Below are 18,443 nucleotides of genomic sequence, written 5' to 3'. Positions count from 1 at the left end.
GCGCCGACGCGTGGCGCGAGGCCCGCATAGACTCGGCCTCATGCCCACGGCGTTCGAACATCCCGAGGACCAGGCCCAGTACCGGCGTCCCGCGCATCGCGCGGGCGTCGAGCTGTACCACGCCCACATCCTGCGCCACAGCTTCGAGCCGCACACGCACGAGGCCTACGGCCTGGGCGCGATCACGGACGGAGTCGGGCGCTTCCGCTGGCGGGGCGGCGAGCACCTCGCGCCCCGGGCGACGCTGATGCTCATGAACCCCGAGGACATCCACACCGGCGAGGCGGCCACGGCCGACGCCTGGGGATATCGGATGGTCTACCTCGACGAGGCGCTGCTGGCCGAGCTGTACGGCGGCCCGGCGTGGCGTTTCGACGTCGCGGTGGCGCACGATGCGGCGGCCGCCACGCGCGCCGCCGCGCTGATCGCCGCGCTGTGGCGCGCGCGCGGAGCCGCTGGCCTTCGACAGTGCCTTGCTCGAACTGGTCCAGGGACTGAGCCGCCACGCGCATCGCGCGCCGGTCCGCCCCGACGGCGGCGCGCCGCGCTTCGCGCCGGTGATCGAGCACATGCGGGCCCACCTCGACGAGTCGATGGACACCGGACGCCTGGCCGCCGTGGCCGGCCTGAGCCCGTTCCACTTCCTGCGCAGCTTCAAGGCGCAGCACCATGCGACGCCGCAGCAGGCGCTGATGGCATTGCGGCTCAACGAGGCCAAGCGGCAACTCGCCGCCGGCCACGCGCCCGCGCAGGTCGCGGCCGCCGTCGGACTCACCGACCAGGCGCACCTGACGCGCGGTTTCGCGCGTCGCTACGGCGTGACGCCGGCGCGCTACCAGCAGCAACTGGGTACAAGACGCCGCCCCTGACGCCCGGCGACACTGCGCCGCATGCTGTCCGGATTCCTGTTCGCGCTCGCCGCCGGCCTGATGTGGGGCCTGGTGTTCGTCACCCCGCTGTTGCTGCCCGACTACCCCGCCGCCATGCTGATGGCCGGCCGCTACCTCGCGTTCGGCCTGCTGGCCGTGCCGCTGGCGTCGATCGACTGGCGGGAGCTGAAGCGCCTCACCCGCGCGGACTGGGTCGACGCGGTGAAGCTCAGCGCCATCGGCAACTTCCTCTACTACCTGACGCTGGCCGCCGCCATCCAGCGCGCCGGCGGACCGCTGCCGACGATGATCATCGGCACCTTGCCCGTGGTCATCGCGGTCTGCTCCAACCATCGCAACGCCGCGCGCGACGGCCACTACCGCTGGCGCGACCTGGCGCCGGCGCTGCTGCTGATCGCCCTGGGCATCGGCTGCGTCAACCAGGTCGAGCAGGCCGCGGTCGCGCCCCAGCAACTGGGCCGCTACCTGCAGGGCGCGGGTCTGGCGTTGATCGCGCTGGCCTGCTGGACCTGGTACCCGATCCGCAACGCCGACTGGCTGCGCGCGCACGCCGATCGCAACCCCCGGGCCTGGGCCACCGCGCAGGGATTGGTGACGCTGCCGATGGCGGTGCTGGCCTTCGTGGTGCTCGCGATCGCCGACGGCGCCGGGCTGCCGCTGCTGCCCGCCGGCTTCGACTTCCCCACCGGTCCCCGGCTGTGGCCCTATGTCGGACTGATGGCCGCCGTCGGGCTGTTCGCGTCCTGGCTCGGCACGCTGTGCTGGAATGAGGCCAGCCAGCGCCTGCCCACCGCGCTGGTGGGCCAGTTGATCGTCTTCGAGACGCTGGCCGCGCTCGCCTATGCGCAGTGGCATCGCGCCGAGTGGCCGCCGCTGATGGGCGTGGCCGGCGTGGCGCTGCTGGTCGGCGGCGTTTCCTGGGCCCTGCGCCTCAAGCCGGTGCCGCCACCGGGGCGGGAACGGCATCTGCCCGCCTCGTCGCCATGAATTTTCTGCCTCACGACCCCGCTCGCCGCGCGCTCCTGAAGCGCGCTTCCGCCTTTTCCGCCTTCTCCGCCGTGACGGCCGTGGGCCTCCCCTTCGGTGCCGCCGCATGGCTTCCCGCGCGTGCGCAGAGCGCGCCGGATGCCGGCGTCCAGCAAGGCGTCTGGCGCGATCAGTCCCGCCTGCGCGACATCCCCTGGCGGCTGCGCCTGCCCGACGGCGACCGGCCGATGGCGCTGGTGGTGTTCTCGCACGGCCTGGGCGGCAGCCTGGACGGCGGCACCGAGTGGGGGCAGGCCTGGGCCGAGGCCGGCATCGCGACGCTGCATCTGCAGCATGCGGGAAGCGATCGCGCGATCTGGCGCGGCGGGCTGCAGGCGGTGAAGGCCGCCGCGAGCGTCGAGCAGTTGATCGAACGCGGCCACGACGTGCAGTTCGCCGTCGGGCAGATGTTGAATCTGCAGAAGGATGGCAGCGGTCCGTGGGCGCGCGTGTCGCCCAAGGCGCTCGGCATGTCGGGCCACTCGTTCGGCGCCCAGACGACGCTGGCGGTCGCGGGACGCGACTTCCAGGTGCGCAACGCGCCGGACCTGACCGACTCGCACTTCAGGGCCTTCGCCGCGTTCAGTCCGTCGGCCGGCCACTTCCCGGGCGGCATCAAGGGCATCACGCGCCCGATGCTGTGCCTGACCGGCAGCCTCGACGGCAACCCGATCGGCCAGGAGCGCGACGGCCGCTATCGCCGCGTCGTCTACGACACGCTGCCCGCCGGCGCCAAGGCGCAGCTGTGGCTCGAGGGCGCCGATCACATGAGCTTCGGCGGCGGCGGCGAGCGAGGCGCGGGTTTCGGGCAGCGGCTGCTGGGGCGGGCGCGTGAGGGCGCTCCGGAGAAGCTCGCCGCGCACCACGCGTCGCTCATCAAGTCCATCAGTACGGACTGGTGGCGCTGGCGATTGCTCGAGGACGAAGGCGCGCTGACGCGCCTGAAGTCACCGAAGGGCCTGGACGCCAAGGACGAATGGCTTCAGGGATGAGCGACTGCTAAGCCGCGAGCTCGTCGTTGGACGTGTTGGAAGGGGCCATGAGCAGCGCCTTCGCCAACGCTCCGATGCGGCGCAGCGCGCGCGGGTGCGCTTCGCCCCACTGGCCGCCGACACCCAGACGCACGCAGTTCCGGAAGCGCGGACTCGCCGAGAACATCATCCCCGGCGCGATCACGATGTGCTCGGCCAGGCAGGCCTCGTACAGCAGGGCGGTGTCCAGTCCGTCAGGCAGTTCCACCCACAGGATGAAGCCGCCGGCCGGGTCCGACACGCGCGTGCCCTTCGGGAAGCTCTCCGCGATCATCTGGCGGGCGTGGTCGACGCGCGCGGCGATCGTCGCGCGCAGCTGCCGCAACGCGGCACCGCCGCCGGCCTGCGTCAGCAGGTCCGCCAGCGCCAGCTCCAGCACGCTGGTCTGGCCGCCGGACTGCACCGCCTTCGTCCGCCGCAACACCTGGCCCCAGCGGCCCGCTTCCACCCACCCCAGCCGCAGCCCGGGCGCGATCGTCTTCGAGAACGAGCCGCAGATCATCACGTGCCCCGTCGTGTCGAAGGACTTCACCGCGCGGCGCTTGTCCTCCTGTTCGGACAGGTCGTTGTAGAGCACGTCCTCGATCAGCGCCACGTCGTGCTGCGCCAGCATCGCCGCCAGCCGGCGGCGCTCAGGCACCGGCATGGACGCGCCCAGCGGATTCGACAGCGTCGGCACCGTCAGCACCGCCTTGACCTGCTGGGTCTCGAAGGCCAGCTGCAGCGCGTCCAGCGACATGCCGTGCCGCGGATGCGTGGGGATCTCCAGTGCGCGCAGGTGCAGGCTCTGCAGGATCTCGAGGAAGCCGTAATAGGTCGGCGATTCCAGCGCCACCACGTCGCCGGGCTTGCACACCGTGCGCAGGCACAGGCTGATCGCCTCCATGCAGCTGTTGGTGAGGACGACCTCGTCCGGGTCGAGCACGCAGCCCAGGCCGAGCGCATGCCGCGCGACCGCGCGCCGCGCCTCCTCCATGCCGGGGCCGAGCGGGTAGGTGCACAGCAGGTCGCGATGGCGCATCACCGCGCGCGCCATCGCGCGGCGGACGCGGTCCTGGTCGAACAGCTCCGGGCCCGGACAGGCCGCGCCGAAGGAGATGAAGGCGGGGTCCTGCGACAGCGCCATCACCTGCACGCCGAGCTGGTCCAGCTGCACCATCCGGGACGCCGTGTCGGGGCGCGAGACGCGCGGTTCCGGCAGCCGCGGCGGGCGTGCCGCGACGAAGTAGCCCGAGCGCGGCCGGGCCTCGATCAGCCGGGCGTCCTCCAGCCACCGGTAGGCCTGGACCGCCGTCGACAGCGAGACGCCGTGCTGTCCCGCCAGCTCCCGCACCGACGGCAGCCGCTCGCCGCGCTTCAAGGTGCCCGAGCGGATCGACCGGGCCATCCGGTCGGCGAGTTGCATGTACAGCGGTAACAGCGGCGCGTCCATGCATCGATTCTGTGTGTTCCCACCCGGCGATGACCGATACAGATGAGCGGCAAGCCGGCCAGCACAGGCCCGGTTCGTGCGCGGGCTGTATGCCTCGTGTCGGTCGGCGGCTGTGGATGGAGCGCGACAGCCATATTTTTTAAGGTGACGGCATGCAACCGCTCCGCCTGCTCCCCTCGCCGTTCCGGCCCCGCCTCCAGCCCCAGGTCTGGCCCGCGCCGGCTTTTGTCCCTCCCGGGCCGGGTCCCGACGCCCTCGTGCTGCCGACCGACGGCCGCCCGGTCGCGCTGCGCCTGCGGCGCCCCGTGCGGCTGCGGGTCTTCGGCGGCCGGGCCTGGATCACCCGGGTCGGCTGGCCGGACGATCACTGGCTGGAACCCGGCCAGACGCTGGACCTGCCGGCGCCCCCGGGTTGGTTCGGTTGGCGGATCTTCGCCAGTGGCGAGGGCGCATCACTCGTCACCCTGAGGGCGGAGACCCTCGATTAAGTCCAAGGCCTGTCACCGGTTTTTCGCTATAAATCGGCCCTCGAAGGTTTCCCGATGACATCACGACGATGTCAGCCAACCTACAAGACATGGGACCGAAGTCCCACGAGGGAGTTGCGATGAATCGATCCGTGATGGGCCGGGTGGCGCGTCTGGCCGTGGCCGGCGCTGTTGGCGTGTTGATGCTGAGCGCCTGCGGCGGCGGGGGGCGGTGAGAGCGGCACGCCGCTCAACGGCAGCAACAGCGGCAGCAACGGCGGCAGCAACAACGGCGGCGGCTCCGTCGGCGGCGGGGGCAACACCGGCGGGAACACCGGGGGGCGAGACCACGATCCAGCCCAGCGCCAGTTACGCCCAGCAATGCGCGCCGGGCAACACGGAAGCGGCGGCCAATCTGCGCACCGCCTCGTTGTCCACGGAGAAGAGCTGGGTCCGTTCCTACCTCGACGAGGCCTACCTGTGGCGCGAGGACGTGCCGTCGATCAACGCCTCGGCGGCGGCCTACAGCGGCAGCGACGTGGAGACCGCGCTGAACGCCTACTTCGAGGACCTGCTGTCGCCGGCGTTCACGGCGAGCGGCAAGCGCAAGGACCAGTTCAGCTTCATGATGAGCACGCGCGAGTGGAACGCGCTGTCGCAGAGCGGCGTGGAGGTCGGTTACGGCATCGAATGGTCGATGAAGTCGCCGACGCCGCCGCGCGGTCTGCGCGTCGCCTTCGTGGAACCCGGCAGCGTCGCCGACCGGGCCGGCGTGCGCCGCGGCGACACGCTGGTGACCGCGGACGGCGCGGCCGCGGATGCCGCCGATGCGGCCGGCGTGAACACGCTCAACGCGGCGCTCTTCCCCGACACCGCGGGCGGCAGCCACCGCCTGGTGCTGACGTCCAACGCGGGGCTGCCGCGCGACGTCTCGCTGGTCGCCGGCAATGTCACCAAGACGCCGGTGCCGACCAGCCAGGTGCTCACCGCCGCCGACGGCGCGAAGGTGGGCTACCTGGTCTTCAACGACCACATCCTGACGGCGGAGGCGCAGCTGATCAGCGCGATGCGCAGCTTCGGCGCCAGCGGCGTGAGCGATCTGGTCGTCGACCTGCGCTACAACGGCGGCGGCTACCTGTTCATCGCCAGCGAGCTGGCCTACATGATCGCGGGCGGCACGGCGACGTCGGGCAAGACCTTCGAGCAGCTGCGCTACAACAGCAAGCGCAGCGCGGAAACCAACAGCCCGGATTCGAAGACGCCGTTCTACAGCGAGTCCTGCCTGCTGTCGGGCAACAACTGCACGTCCCAGCAGCCGCTGCCGGCGTTGAACCTCAAGCGCGTGTTCGTGCTGGCGCAGTCGGGCACCTGCTCGGCCAGCGAGGCGCTGATCAACGGCCTGCGCGGCGTCGACATCGAGGTCGTGCTGGTCGGCGGGACCACCTGCGGCAAGCCCTACGGCTTCTCCGCGAAGGACAACTGCGGCTACAGCTACTTCCCGATCGAGTTCGTCGGCACCAACAACAAGGGCTTCGGCGAGTACGCGGACGGCTTCGTCCCTGCGGGCACGGGCGCGACCGGGGTCAAGGGTTGCCAGGTCGCGGACGATTTCGACCACGCGCTGGGCGACACCAGCGAGGCGATGCTGGCCGCGGCGCTGCAGTACCGGGCCAACGGCACCTGCCCGGCGGCGCAGTCGTCTGAAACGGGCCGGGCCCGCGCGATGGGCGTGCGGGCGGCGGACGGCGATGCGATCGCGCTGAGTCTCAAGAAGCTCGCGGCGCGCAGCAACCGGATCGTCGGCGGACGGCCCTGAGCCGTCGGTCCGCGCCGTTCATGGCGCACTGAAGAAGCCGCTCCCCGGAGCGGCTTTTTCGTTGTCGCGCGCGCCGATTTGTTGCACTGGGCAACGGAACCCTGCCCGCAGCGCTTCGACAAAGTCGCCTTCTCCCACAGAGGCGGCCGATTCGTTCGGCGGACAGCAGAGATGACCAAGAGAACCTGGATCGAGCGCGCGGCCAAGCGTGCGTCGATCATCGTGATGTGCGCCGCTTGCGTCGCGGTCTTGCAAGGCTGCCATGACGGCGGCGAAGACGTGATGGCCGTGGACGGGGCCGATGGCAAGGACGGCCCGCCGGGGCCGGCTGGAAAGGATGGCCGGGACGGGACGAACGGGACGAACGGGACGAATGGGATGGCCGGGATGGACGGCTCCCCCGGACCTCGCGGTCTGCCTGGCGAGGCCGGTCTGCCCGGACCGGCGGGCAGGGATGGCAAGGATGGGCTGGATGGCGAGGACGGCATGCCCGGACCTCGCGGTCTGCCCGGCGAAGCGGGCCTGCCTGGACCGGCGGGCAAGGATGGACGGGATGGCGAGGACGGCTTGCACGGGCTTCGCGGTCTGCCCGGCGACGCGGGCCTGCCCGGACCGGCGGGCAAGGACGGGCGGGATGGCAAGGACGGCTCGCCCGGCAATCCGGGTGAACGTGGTGAGCCGGGCGTTCCTGGTCCGGAAGGTCTTCCAGGCCGGCCCGGTTTTCCAGGCCCGCGTGGTCCGGCTGGCGCGGACGGCAAGGACGGCGTGGACGCCGGTCGGGTGCTGAATCGCGCCTTTCAGCACAGCTCGGTCTACGCCGGGCAGTGCGCCCCGGACAACGTCGAAGCGGAGAACGCCCGGGACGGAGCGCCCACCGGCAGCCTGGCAATCGAGCGGAACTGGGTGCGTTCACTCATGGACGAGGTCTACCTCTGGCGCCAGGACGTGCCATATGTCGATGGACTCGACGACAACGACGTGTCGCGAGCCCTGTCGGCCTATCTGGACGCGCTGCGCTCGCCCGCGTTCAAGCCCGGCGGAAAGCGCCGGGATGAATACACCCAGGTCGTGCCCACGTCCGCGTTCAATGCCTTCATGAGCGGCGAGAAAGTGCCCGGTTTCGGCATCGAATGGTCCGTGGGATCGCACACGCCGCCAAGGAACATCCGGGTCGCTTTCGTTCAGCCCGGCAGCCGGGCGGAGCGGCAAGGCGTCAAGCGGGGCGATACGCTGGTCGCAGCCGCCGGCGTCGAGGCCGACGACGACGACGAGGAACGCGCGGCCCTCCTCGCGGCGTTGATGTTTCCGCGCGACATGGAAACGGAGCACCGCTTCATCTTGAGGTCGGAGGGCGACGCTTCGACGAGGACCGTGACCTTGACCAGCGGCCTCGCCAGGCAGCCCGTGCCGGTGGCGAAGCTCATCAAGATGGGAGAGGACGATGTCGGATATCTGCTGTTCCAGGAACATGGCGCGCACGCGACCGCCGAGCTGGTCAGCGCGATCAATGACTTCAGCGAGGCGCGGATCGACCACCTCGTGATCGACCTGCGCTTCAACCAGGGCGGCGACTTGTCCGTCGCCAGTCAACTGCCCTACATGGTCGCTGGCAAACGCAGCATGGGACAAGCCTTCTCGCGCCTCCAGGGCGGGCAACTGAGCGGCACGGAGCTGCCGTTCCGTGGCTGCGCCGACCTGAGCGGGCGCTGTCTGACGCCTGACCTGCCCACGCTCGATGCCGGCCATCTTCGGCGCGTGTACGTCCTGACCCAGGCCGGCACATGCGCGGCCAGCGAGGCCTTGATCAACGGCCTGCGGGGCGTCGGCGTGGATGTCGTGCTGATCGGCAGCACCACCTGCGGTCGCCCCTATGCCGCCAGCCCGAGGGCCAACTGCGGCCACACCTACCTGCCGCTGGACCATGTCGTGAGCAACGCCCAGGGATTCTCAGGTTACGGCGAGGGATTCGTGCCGGGCGGATCGGGCGCCAATGGGGTTCAGGGCTGCTTCGTGGTGGACGATCTCGCCCATGAGCTCAGCGATCCCGATGAGGCGCTGCTGAAAGCGGCTTTGATCCATGCCGCCACCGGCCAGTGCCGGGTGACGAGGCCATCGGAAGACCGGCCCGCCGATGCGGCGCCGCGGGCGCCCTGGCGCGATCTGCTGCGCGGTGGCGCGATCGTCACGACGCCGCCGCACTGAGGGCGGCGGCGGCGGTCTGGCGGCGGTTTGGCGGCGGTCAGTCGGCATGATGCCGACCTGACCGTCGCGCCGGATCAGAGCTTCGGAATCCTGATCCGGCTGATCATCAGCGAGCCCGAGATCGCGAACAGCAGCACCAGCGGGTGCAGCGTGAAGCCGCCGAGCTTGACGCCGCCGAACCACAGCGCCTCGCCGATCGCGCCTTGCCAGGCGGCGATCCACAGCACGATCACGATCAGCAGCGAGGTCGGGGATCGGCGTGCCTTCGAAGTAGGCGACCTTGTCGTTGCCGCCGGACAGCGTCTCGGCGGTGATGTTGTAGCGGGCCAGACGCGACACGCCGCAGGCGACGAAGAAGCCCAGCACGATGCGGTCCCACAGCCCCTGCATGCCGCAGCCGTAGGCGATCACCGCCGGCGCGACGCCGAAGGAGATCACGTCGGCCAGCGAGTCGAGCTCACGCCCCATCGCGGAGCTCTTCTGGCGCCAGCGCGCGATGCGGCCGTCGAGCACGTCGAAGACCAGCGCCGCCGGGATCAGCGCGCACGCGTAGTACAGGTGCTGCACCGCGCCGGTCTGCAGGAAGGTCATCACCGAGAACAGCGCGCCGACGCCGCAGAAGGCGTTGCCCAGGGTGAACCAGTCCGCCAGGTGGAACTCGCGGATCATGGAGAAAGGCTTGGGTCGGTTCATGGGAAGCGAGCATAAGCGAAGGCCTTGGCCCACGTGGCAAAGGCCGCGCCCGGGCAGGCCCTCACCTCGGCCCAGTCTCGCGAGCTGAGAAGGGAAGAAGAGGGCGGGGGAGGGCTCTCAGCCGTCGCCCCGGGTCGCGCCGGGCGCGTCGACCGGGGGCGCCTCCGGCACCGCCGTCATCCGGCCCCAGGCCTTGCGCCCCAGGTGCAGCGCGAGCAACCCGACCGGCATCCGCAGCCAGTGCGACCGCACGTACAGCGCGACCTCGGCCAGCGCGTGGCCGGGCAGGCGGCAGCTGTCGTGGGCCGGCCGCAGCGCGCGGCGATAGCAGGCGTCCAGCAGTCGCAGCGCCACCGGACCCGGCGGCGGGCCGAGTGCCGACGGCAATGTGTCCGGATAGGGCGTGTCCAGCAGCATCCGCGTGTAGCGCAGCGCGAGCCACAGCGGGCGGGAGAGGCCGATCCGCCGCGCGCGCTCGGCCAGCCGCGGCCAGAAGCCCTCGATCGCGCCGAACTCGCGCAACAGCGCGTCGAGGTCGAACAGGTCGCGCAGGCCGTTGGGCAACTCGCCCTCGTGGAACAGGTGGGCGGCGCTGTGCAGCAGCATGTCCTCGGGCGGCAACGTGAAGACGCCAGGCAGACCGTCCAGGGGCCGCGGGGCGTCGAACAGCGCGCGGCTGTCCAGCGGCGTGCGCGCCGTCGGCGGCAGCAGCGTGTGGTGCACGTCCAGCGAGGTGCCCCGGCGCTTGTGATGCAGCGGCGGCAGCTCGTGCATCCAGGTGCGGTAGTAGCGCTGGTCGTAGGCGTCCAGGCCGTCGTCGAAGTCCCAGCCGTGCACCAGCAGCGTCGTCTCGCAGCGCGGCAGCTGTTCGGGCGGGATCAGCAGGTCGATGTCGCTGAACATCCGCCCCGACGCCGGGGCGTGTCCACCGAGCGCATACGCGGCGCCCTTGAGCAGGATCAGCGGCCCGGGCAGCTCGGCCAGTGTCTGGCGCAGCAGGTCGACCTCGCGCCGCAGCATCTGCGCCTGCCGCCGCGACAGCAGCAGCGCCGAGCGCAGATGCGGCTGCACCGGCTCGGGCAGTGTGGCCAGCCAGCCGCCGGCTTCCATCTGCGCGGCCAGCTTGCCGGCGAGGTTGGACCGCCGCGCCTGGCGCAGCAGCAGGTCCCAGTCGGTCAGGCTCAATCCGGCCGCGATCGCGGGCTGCAGCAGCACGCGGACCAGCAGCGGACGGCGGCGTTCGCCGTGACCGCGACCATGACGCGCGCTCATGGCGCCGCCTCCGCGAGCGTTTCGAAGAGCGCCACGGCCTCGTCGAGCCGGCTGTACTCGAAGCGGTAGCACGCGCAGGCGTCGACCAGCCGTCCCAGCGTCTGGAAACCGGCCTGGCCATGGACGTCGTAGTTGAAGGACTGCTCGGCGAGGTCCATGAAGGCGCGGGCGCGCTCGATGGGCAGCAGCTGCGCGGCCGCCTCGGCGCGCCAGGCGGGCAGCACGACCCAGGCGGGCCGGGCGGGCGCGAGCCGGTGCTCGATCGCGTCCTGCGGCGCGCGCACCAGCGCGACCGTGCCCTTGGACGTGTTGGGCATGGACGCGCTGAAATGCGCCTCCGGCACGAAGGATCGGATCAACGGGATCGACGCGTTCTTCAGGTTGATCGGCCGCGCCATGCCATGCACCAGGCCGGTGGCCATGTCCAGCAGGCCGAGTTCGTCCGACAGCAGCCGCCAGCCGCGATGCGCCAGCGCGGCGCACAGCGTGCTCTTGCCGGAGCCCGGCGGTGCCGGCATCAGCAGCGCGCGGCCGTCGCGCTCGAGCACCGCCGCGTGGATCAGCAGGTATTGATGGGCGTGGGCGGCGATGCACCAGTTGATGCCCCATTCGAGCATCGCCAGCGCCTGCGCGGCCGGCAGCGGCGTGAAGGAGCGCTGGCCGTCGAACCAGAACTCGGCGCGGCCCTGCAGACGGCTCAGCCAATGGGGGCTGCGCAGGACGGCGACGTGGAAGTCGACGAACTCCTCGTCGCCGGCCAGCTCGAAATCCTGGTACATGGCCGCGACGTCGGCCGCGAGATGGGGGATGTCCGAGCGCACGCGCACGGTGAAGGGCGACAGCCGCAGCGTCACGCCGCCGTCGCGCATCCGGGCCCGCAGCCCGGCGGTGCCGACGTCCTGCAGTCTCAAGCGACCGGCTCCTCCGCCGCCTCCGCCACCGCATCCGCCAGGTCCGTCGGCATCAGCAGGTGGATGTCGGCCAGGCGGCGCAGATGCAGGTCCAGCAGTTCGGACAGGGCCTCGGGGGTGGGCGGCTCGTCCCAGTCGACGTCCCGGGCCAGGCGCGCCAGGAGTTGGTCGCGGTCCAGCGGCTCGGCGGCCAGCCATTCGGCCAGCTGCGCGCCGAGCGCGGCGATCAGGTGGGTGTCCCCGCTGTCGGGGTCGAAATAGACCGCGTGCTGTTCGCCCTCCCAGGCGAGCAGCACCTCAGCGATCGGTTGCCTGCAGCGCCAGGCGGCTCCGGCCATCAGGCCACGAGCCAGTTGCTGTACAGGTAGTTCTTGAAGTCCGCCTGGGTCCAGGCCGCGCCGGTCGAGTTGGTCGGCTTGAAGAGGCCGGGGCCTTGGGAGGCCATCTGCAGCAGCATGTCCTGGCCGGTCGCCGACAGCACGCATTGACCGACGCTGTTGCCGGCGAACAAGGTGTTCAGCCGCGCGACGATCATCATCGTGCCGTAGCCCGACGGGTCGTTCTTCAGCAGGTTGTAGACGTTGGCCGTGCCGCTGACGTTCTTCAGGCCGCCCGGGAACAGCTTGGAGACGGTCAGGTTGTTGCGCGCGTAAGTCAGCGTCTTGCCGGAGTAGTACTGGGCAATGACGTAGTTCCAGGGGGCGTTGCCGCCGCGCACCTGGGACCGGCCCGAGTTGTCCTTCCAGTTGGAGATGTACCAGCACTCGGTGTTGTTGATCACCGCCGCGTCGGCACGCGCCTGCACGCTGGCGCCGCCGTTGCGCAGGATCGCCGAGCCCCAGGCCGAGGTCGTGTTGCAGTGCCACGCCATCGCGGGACGGCTGGCCAGCGTCAGACCGACCGGCACCACGCCTGCCTGGATGAAACGGCGGCGGCGTTGCGAGACGACGGAACCCTTGACCGGGGTCGGGGTGGCCGAAGACTGCGGGGTGGTGTCGCTGCTGTTGTCCATATGCTCAGCTTTCGTGGTGCTATGCCGTCCTGATTCCTGCGGACGCTCAAGCGGATCGGCGCTCCCGTCCGACCTGCGATCGCAGTGTTCCATACAAGCCTGCCACCGGATACCCCGCCCAACCCCTTGAACGGGTGGCGTGCGGTGTCCGTCCCGCGCCAGATAAGTCAGCGCCTGCTTACGCGGAATCCCTTGCTGTCGTTGACGCTGGATCCATGTGTCCAACGGTGGATCCGACGGCATGAGGCGGATGGCCCATGCCCGTGACGGCTTCAGGCGACAACGCCCGCGCCCGCCCTTGCGCCGGGGTGTCCTCCTCCACGTCCACGTCGTCCTCCACCAGGAAGCCGCCGCTCTGGTGCGCCCACAGCTTCGCGTAGAGGCCGCCCTGGGCCAGCAGCGCCGTGTGGTCGCCCTGTTCGACGATGCGGCCCTGGTCCATCACGATCAACCGGTCCATGGCTGCGATCGTCGACAGCCGGTGCGCGATCGCCACCACGGTCTTGCCTTCCATCAGCCGGTACAGGCTGCGCTGGATCGCGGCCTCGACCTCGGAGTCCAGTGCGCTGGTCGCTTCGTCGAGCAGCAGGATCGGCGCGTCCTTGAGCATCACCCGGGCAATCGCGATCCGCTGGCGCTGGCCGCCGGACAGCTTCACGCCGCGCTCGCCGACGTGGGCGTCGTAGCCCTGCCGGCCCTTCGGATCGGTCAGTCCGTCGATGAAATCCACCGCCTCGGCCCGCTCGGCGGCGGCGCGCATCTCCTCCTCCGTCGCGTCGGGACGGCCGTACATCAGGTTGTCGCGCACCGAGCGGTGCAGCAGGCTGGTGTCCTGGGTGACCATGCCGACCTGCCGTCTCAGGCTGTCCTGGGTGGCCGTGGCGATGTCCTGGCCGTCGATCAGGACGCGGCCCTTGTCCACGTCGTAGAAGCGCAGCAGCACGTTGACCAGCGTCGACTTGCCCGCGCCCGAGCGGCCCACCACGCCGATCTTCTCGCCGGGGCGGATCGTCAGGGTCAGGTCGTGCAGCACGGTCTTGCGACCGCCGTAGCTGAAGTCGACATGCTCGAAGCGGACCTCGCCCCGGGTCACGTCCAGCGGCCTGGCGTCGTCCGCATCCTGGATCGCGATGGGACGCGACAACGTCGTGATGCCGTCCTGCACGGTGCCGATGTTCTCGAACAGGCTGGCCATCTCCCACATGATCCAGTGCGAGATCCCGTTCAGGCGCAGTGCCATCGCGGTGGCGGCGGCGACCGCGCCGATGCCGACCTGGCCTTGCGTCCACAGCCACACCGTCATGCCGGCGGTCGAGGCGATCAGGCCCATCGACAGCGCATGGTTGACGATCTCGAAGCCGCTGATCAGCCGCATCTGGCGGTAGGCGGTGTTCAGGAAGTCCTGCATCGCGCCGCGGGCGAAACCGGCTTCGCGGTTGGAGTGCGAGAACAGCTTGACCGTGCTGATGTTGGTGTACGCGTCGGTGATGCGGCCGGTCATCAGGCTGCGGGCGTCGGCCTGCGCGGTGGCGGCCTTGCCCAGGCGCGGCACGAAGTAGCTCAGCGCCACCACGTAGCAGGCCAGCCAGCCCAGGAAGGGCAGCAGCAGCGTCGCGTCGAAGCTGCCGACGACGCCCAGCATCGTCACGAAGTAGATCGTGATGAAGACCAGGATGTCGGTGACGATCAGCCAGCATTCGCGCACCGCCAGCGCGGTCTGCATCAGCTTGGCGGAGACGCGGCCGGCGAACTCGTCCTGGTAGAAGCTCATGCTCTGCGCGAGCAGGTGGCGGTGGAAGTTCCAGCGCAGCCGCATCGGGAAGTTGCTGGACAGGCCCTGGTACTTGCTCAGCGACTGCAGCGCGATCAGCAGCGGGCTGGCCAGCAGGATGCCGCCGAGCATCAGCAGCTTGTCCTGCTGCGTCGCCCACCACTGCGCGGGCGGGACCTGGCTGAGCCAGTCGACGACCGAGCCCAGCATCGAGAACAGCAGCGCCTCGAAGGCGCCGATGGCGGCGGTCAGGACGATGAGCACCCCCACCAGTCCGCGCATGCCGTGCGAGCCGGCCCAGACGAAGGCGAAGAACCCCTTGGGCGGCTGAGGCGCCGGGGTCTGCGGAAACGGATCGACGAGTTTTCGAACCAGCCAAACACGGCGGTCTCCCTGTCACTTCTGCGAGACCGGTGAGCCTACAGGAGCCGTGTGGCGGGCGCACCCCACCCCCGCTTCGGTGGCGGGTGGGTGGGGTGAACGGGGGGAATCCGCGCTCGGTTGGGTTACTTCGCCGGCAGGGGCAGCAGCCGGCCCTGCGCCTGCTTCGGCGCGGGGATGTGCAGAAGGGCCGACAGCGTCGGCGCGAGATCGACGATCTCGACGCGCTGCTCGATGCGGCCCTGGCCGACCCACGTCGGTCCCCCAGGTCAGCAGCGGAACGTGGGTGTCGTTCTCGTAGGGACTGCCGTGGGTGGTGCCGGTCGCGCGGGAACCGAACATCCAGCCCGCCTTCGGCACCACCTGCAGCGGCGCGGCGATGCCGGGGTACCAGGAGCGGCGGAACTGCTCGAGGTAGGGCGTCGTGGTGTCCGTCCCGGCCAGCTGCGCGCGGGTGAAGGCCACCTGGATGCCATCGATCTGCTCGACCGACGCCTTGGCGACGGCATAGACGTCGTCGGGGTTCAGGCCGCCGGCCTTGATCGCCACCTCGTCGAAGATCACGCCCGATCCGGACATGTTGAGTGCCCAGCGGTACTCGCCGAAGCGTTTCGACAGGCCCGCGTTGATGACGCCCACGACCTGCGCCGGGTTGATGCGCCCGGCGTCCCGGCCCTGCGACTTCGCCCATTCGGGCGTGTCGGTGAAACCGTGGTCGGCGGTCAGCACGGCGACGTAGTTGTCGCGCCCGACCTTGGCGTCGAGGTACTTGAACCAGTCCTGCAGGCAGGCGTCGAGGTGCAGGAAGTGGTCGTGCGACAGCCGCGACTCGGGACCGAAGGCGTGGTTGATGTAGTCATGGCTGGAGAGGCTGACGGACAGGATGTCCGTCTGGTCGTCGGTGCCCAGCCGCTCGCCCTCGACGGCCGCCTTGGCGAAGGCCAGCGTCAGCTCGTCGCCGAAGGGGGAGGGCAGGATGTTGCCGTAGAAGCGCGGCCCCGGGCCGTCCATGCCGGCGCCCAGCACGGCCGGCAGCTTGTTGCCGTTGCCGCTGTTGGCCTGCCAGGGCTGGCCGTCCGGCACGCTGCGCGCGTAGGCCGCCTCCGGCAGCATCGGGGACCAGGTCTTGCCGAAGAACTTGTCGGCCGGCTTGGCCGCGTTGAAGGCGTCGACCCAGGCGGGGTGCTTGTCCATGTAGTAGGTGGACGACGCGAATTCGCCGCTGCCGCCCATGTACATGTAGGCCGTGCCCTTGTGGCCGGCCGGCAGGATGGCGCCGCGATCCTTGCCGGAGATGCCGATGACCTTCGACCCCGGTTGCAGCGTGCGCAGCACGTCGCCGACGGTCTCGACCTTGTAGTTGTTCGGGCTCGTGCCGGCCAGCGGCTCGGTCTTGTTGCCGATGTACTGGTAGCGCGCATCGGCGGTGTTGTACTGCGGGGCGGCGGTCATCGGATCGCGCCACTCGTTGCCGATGATGCCGCTGCGCTGCGGATAGGCGCCGCTCAGCATGATCGAGTGGCCGGCGGCCGTGACCGTGTAGCCGTGACCGTAGTACGCGTTGGCGAACCACGCGCCGCGGTCCAGGAAGCGCTTGAAGCCGTCCGGCTGCAGCTGGTCGCGGTAGCCGAGCACCTGCCGGATCGGCAGCCCGTCGACCACCATGAAGACCACCATCCTGGGCGGTTTCTTCGCCGCGAAGGCGGGGGCCACGGGGCCAGGTGTTGCCGGGGCGGTGCCGGCGTCCGAGGTCGGGGAGGACGGGGCGTTGGCGCAGGCGGCCAGCGCCGCCAGGACGGGCACCAGCAGCCAGGTGCGACGGGTCAGGGTCATGGCGGATCGGGGCTCCGGACGAAGCCGCTGAAACAGATATGACAGCGGAGTATCCGCCTCCCGCTCGCGGTGTCGGGGCGGCTGCCGGCGCATCTGCTCGCTCTGCGCGGCGGGGAAACCCTGACCGGGCGGCCGGGATCCTGCCGGGAAGCCGAAGGCGCCTGGACGGAAAAAAGGCCGGTCACCACGCGGTGACCGGCCCATTTCACTTTCTGGTTGGATCGCTTGACGCGCTCCCCTCCTGTTATGGGAGGCGATTCTGCGGGCCGCAGGCAAAGGGCATGCCCGGGTTTGCCCGAGGTGGGGCGATTGACGTGAGAACTCCTCCTCAAGTGGGAAGGGTTTAGGCGCGAAGTGATGCGCCGAAGCGACGCTTCCTCAAGAGATTCGGGGCGCGAGTCAATGACTCATCGATGTAGAAGTGCATCGTCCAGCACTTCGACCCAATGTCGGACCGGGACGTCCGTGCCACTTTGCAGATGCTGGATGCAGCCGATGTTGGCCGAGACGATGGCCTCGGCCGCCAGCGGCGCGAGCGCGGCGAGCTTGCGTTCCCGCAACTGCTTGGACAGCAGCGGTTGCAGCACCGAATACGTGCCGGCGGAGCCGCAGCAGAGGTGGCTTTCGCTGGGGGCGACCGAGATCTCGAAGCCGAGCTCGCGCATCAGGCCCTCGACGCCGCCGCGCAACTGCTGGCCGTGCTGCAGCGTGCAGGGCGGGTGATAGGCGAGCTTCGGGCGCGGCGCCGTCGACGCGTCCTGGCCCATGCGCGAGCGCAGCGGCTGGACCAGTTCGGGCAGGAACTCGCTGAGGTCCCGGGTCAGGGCGGACACGCGCTCGGCCTTCGCCGCGTAGTCCGGGTCGTGCGCGAGCAGCCGGCCGTAGTCCTTGACCTGCACGCCGCAGCCGGACGCGTTCATCACGATGGCCTCGACCTGCTCGCCGTGCCCGTCGACCATCGGCCACCAGGCGTCGATGTTGCGCCGCGCGTCGTCGAGGCCGCCGTGGTGGTCGTTCATGTGCGTGCGGATCGCGCCGCAGCAGCCGGCCTCGTCGGCGACCAGCGTCTGCACGCCGGCGGCGTCGAGCACGCGGGCGGTGGCGGCGTTGATGTTGGGCATCATCGCGGGCTGCACGCAGCCGAGCAGCATCAGCACCTTGCGCGGATGCGTGCGTTGCGGCCACTGGTGGGCGCGCGCGTCGGGCTTGGGCGGCACCTTGTCCTTCAGCGCGCCCGGGACCAGCGGACGCAGGGCCTGCCCGATCCGCAACGCCGGCTTGAACAGCGGCGAGGTCAGCCCCTCCTTCAGCAGCCAGCGCTTGAGGCGCTCTTCGCGCGGGCGCTCGACCTTCGCGTCGACGATCTGCCGGCCGATCTCGACGAGCTGGCCATACTGGACGCCCGAGGGGCAGGTCGTCTCGCAATTGCGGCAGGTCAGGCAGCGGTCCAGATGCAGTTGCGTCGCCGCGGTCGGCGGCTCGCCCTCGAGCACCTGCTTGATCAGGTAGATGCGGCCGCGCGGTCCGTCGAGCTCATCCCCCCAGCAGCTGATAGGTCGGGCAGGTCGCGGTGCAGAAGCCGCAGTGCACGCAGCGCCGCAGGATGGCCTCGGCGGTCTCGCCTTCCGGGGTGCCTTGGAATTCGGGGGCCAGGTGGGTTTGCATCGGTCGGCTTGCTGTGGGCTTGCTGCGCGTCGTGAGGCTGG

The 18,443-nt window shown here is 70.3% G+C and carries 14 protein-coding genes and 3 pseudogenes; 7 read left to right on the top strand and 10 right to left on the bottom strand.

Features of this window, described 5'->3' with window-relative positions; genetic code table 11:
* Nucleotides 1–40: 40 nt before the first annotated feature.
* The 4 genes and pseudogenes from ACFJIX_RS06095 to ACFJIX_RS06080 all read left to right on the top strand — a co-directional run.
* Nucleotides 41–376, top strand: a pseudogene (locus tag ACFJIX_RS06095) (AraC family ligand binding domain-containing protein); the annotation flags it as partial.
* A 97-nt stretch (nucleotides 377–473) separates the two neighbouring features.
* Nucleotides 474–869, top strand: a complete 396-nt coding sequence (locus ACFJIX_RS06090) for a helix-turn-helix domain-containing protein (RefSeq protein ID WP_377158468.1) — start codon at nucleotides 474–476, stop codon at nucleotides 867–869.
* 21 nt (nucleotides 870–890) lie between these two features.
* Nucleotides 891–1,877 carry a DMT family transporter gene (locus tag ACFJIX_RS06085; protein ID WP_377158466.1) on the top strand — a complete coding sequence of 329 codons (987 nt, stop codon included), beginning with the start codon at nucleotides 891–893 and terminating at the stop codon, nucleotides 1,875–1,877.
* Nucleotides 1,874–2,908, top strand: a complete 1,035-nt coding sequence (locus ACFJIX_RS06080; protein ID WP_377158464.1) for an alpha/beta hydrolase family protein — start codon at nucleotides 1,874–1,876, stop codon at nucleotides 2,906–2,908. The genes ACFJIX_RS06085 and ACFJIX_RS06080 overlap by 4 nt, the downstream gene beginning before the upstream one ends.
* Nucleotides 2,909–2,915: 7 nt before the next feature.
* Here the strand turns inward: ACFJIX_RS06080 and ACFJIX_RS06075 are convergent, their stop codons facing one another.
* The gene (locus tag ACFJIX_RS06075) at nucleotides 2,916–4,379 is read right to left on the bottom strand and encodes a PLP-dependent aminotransferase family protein (RefSeq protein ID WP_377158462.1); all 1,464 of its coding nucleotides are present in this window, start codon (nucleotides 4,377–4,379) and stop codon (nucleotides 2,916–2,918) included.
* Nucleotides 4,380–4,636: 257 nt separating this feature from the next.
* On the opposite strand from ACFJIX_RS06075, the gene ACFJIX_RS06070 reads away from it, so the two are divergent.
* Both ACFJIX_RS06070 and ACFJIX_RS06065 read left to right on the top strand, forming a co-directional pair.
* Nucleotides 4,637–4,867 carry a DUF2917 domain-containing protein gene (locus ACFJIX_RS06070; protein ID WP_377158460.1) on the top strand — a complete coding sequence of 77 codons (231 nt, stop codon included), beginning with the start codon at nucleotides 4,637–4,639 and terminating at the stop codon, nucleotides 4,865–4,867.
* 409 nt (nucleotides 4,868–5,276) lie between these two features.
* Nucleotides 5,277–6,662 carry a S41 family peptidase gene (locus tag ACFJIX_RS06065; protein ID WP_377158458.1) on the top strand — a complete coding sequence of 462 codons (1,386 nt, stop codon included), beginning with the start codon at nucleotides 5,277–5,279 and terminating at the stop codon, nucleotides 6,660–6,662.
* A gap of 18 nt (nucleotides 6,663–6,680) precedes the next feature.
* On the opposite strand, the gene ACFJIX_RS06060 is transcribed toward ACFJIX_RS06065, so the two are convergent.
* Nucleotides 6,681–7,466: a hypothetical protein gene (locus ACFJIX_RS06060; protein WP_377158456.1), complete on the bottom strand. Its 786-nt coding sequence runs from the start codon at nucleotides 7,464–7,466 to the stop codon at nucleotides 6,681–6,683.
* On the opposite strand from ACFJIX_RS06060, the gene ACFJIX_RS06055 reads away from it, so the two are divergent.
* Nucleotides 7,443–8,864: a S41 family peptidase gene (locus ACFJIX_RS06055; RefSeq protein ID WP_377158454.1), complete on the top strand. Its 1,422-nt coding sequence runs from the start codon at nucleotides 7,443–7,445 to the stop codon at nucleotides 8,862–8,864. The genes ACFJIX_RS06060 and ACFJIX_RS06055 overlap by 24 nt on opposite strands.
* A 74-nt stretch (nucleotides 8,865–8,938) precedes the next feature.
* Here ACFJIX_RS06055 and pssA read toward each other — a convergent pair.
* The 8 genes and pseudogenes from pssA to glcF form a co-directional block, all read right to left on the bottom strand.
* Nucleotides 8,939–9,533: pseudogene (gene pssA, locus ACFJIX_RS06050) on the bottom strand (CDP-diacylglycerol--serine O-phosphatidyltransferase).
* A gap of 141 nt (nucleotides 9,534–9,674) precedes the next feature.
* On the bottom strand, nucleotides 9,675–10,829 hold the full coding sequence (locus ACFJIX_RS06045) for a nucleotidyltransferase family protein (protein WP_377158452.1): 1,155 nt from the start codon (nucleotides 10,827–10,829) through the stop codon (nucleotides 9,675–9,677).
* On the bottom strand, nucleotides 10,826–11,740 hold the full coding sequence (locus ACFJIX_RS06040; protein WP_377158450.1) for an HprK-related kinase A: 915 nt from the start codon (nucleotides 11,738–11,740) through the stop codon (nucleotides 10,826–10,828). The genes ACFJIX_RS06045 and ACFJIX_RS06040 overlap by 4 nt, the downstream gene beginning before the upstream one ends.
* Nucleotides 11,737–12,036, bottom strand: a complete 300-nt coding sequence (locus ACFJIX_RS06035; RefSeq protein ID WP_377158448.1) for an HPr-rel-A system PqqD family peptide chaperone — start codon at nucleotides 12,034–12,036, stop codon at nucleotides 11,737–11,739. Before ACFJIX_RS06035 ends, ACFJIX_RS06040 begins: the two co-directional genes overlap by 4 nt.
* A 41-nt stretch (nucleotides 12,037–12,077) precedes the next feature.
* Nucleotides 12,078–12,752, bottom strand: a complete 675-nt coding sequence (locus tag ACFJIX_RS06030; RefSeq protein WP_377158446.1) for a hypothetical protein — start codon at nucleotides 12,750–12,752, stop codon at nucleotides 12,078–12,080.
* 178 nt (nucleotides 12,753–12,930) lie between these two features.
* Nucleotides 12,931–14,805 (bottom strand): ABC transporter ATP-binding protein, encoded by a 1,875-nt coding sequence (locus tag ACFJIX_RS06025; protein WP_377158444.1) that lies wholly within the window; start codon nucleotides 14,803–14,805, stop codon nucleotides 12,931–12,933.
* Nucleotides 14,806–14,919: 114 nt separating this feature from the next.
* Complete coding sequence (locus ACFJIX_RS06020) at nucleotides 14,920–16,737, bottom strand: alkaline phosphatase family protein (protein ID WP_377158442.1); 1,818 nt, start codon at nucleotides 16,735–16,737, stop codon at nucleotides 14,920–14,922.
* Nucleotides 16,738–17,144: 407 nt separating this feature from the next.
* Nucleotides 17,145–18,402 (bottom strand): annotated as a pseudogene (gene glcF, locus ACFJIX_RS06015) (glycolate oxidase subunit GlcF).
* Nucleotides 18,403–18,443 lie beyond the last annotated feature (41 nt).

The organism is Roseateles sp. UC29_93, assembly GCF_042695725.1.
Taxonomy (GTDB): Bacteria; Pseudomonadota; Gammaproteobacteria; order Burkholderiales; family Burkholderiaceae_C; genus Roseateles; species Roseateles noduli_A.
The sequence above is the reverse complement of the archived record's forward strand: the minus strand, read 5'-3'. Positions and strand labels throughout refer to the sequence as shown.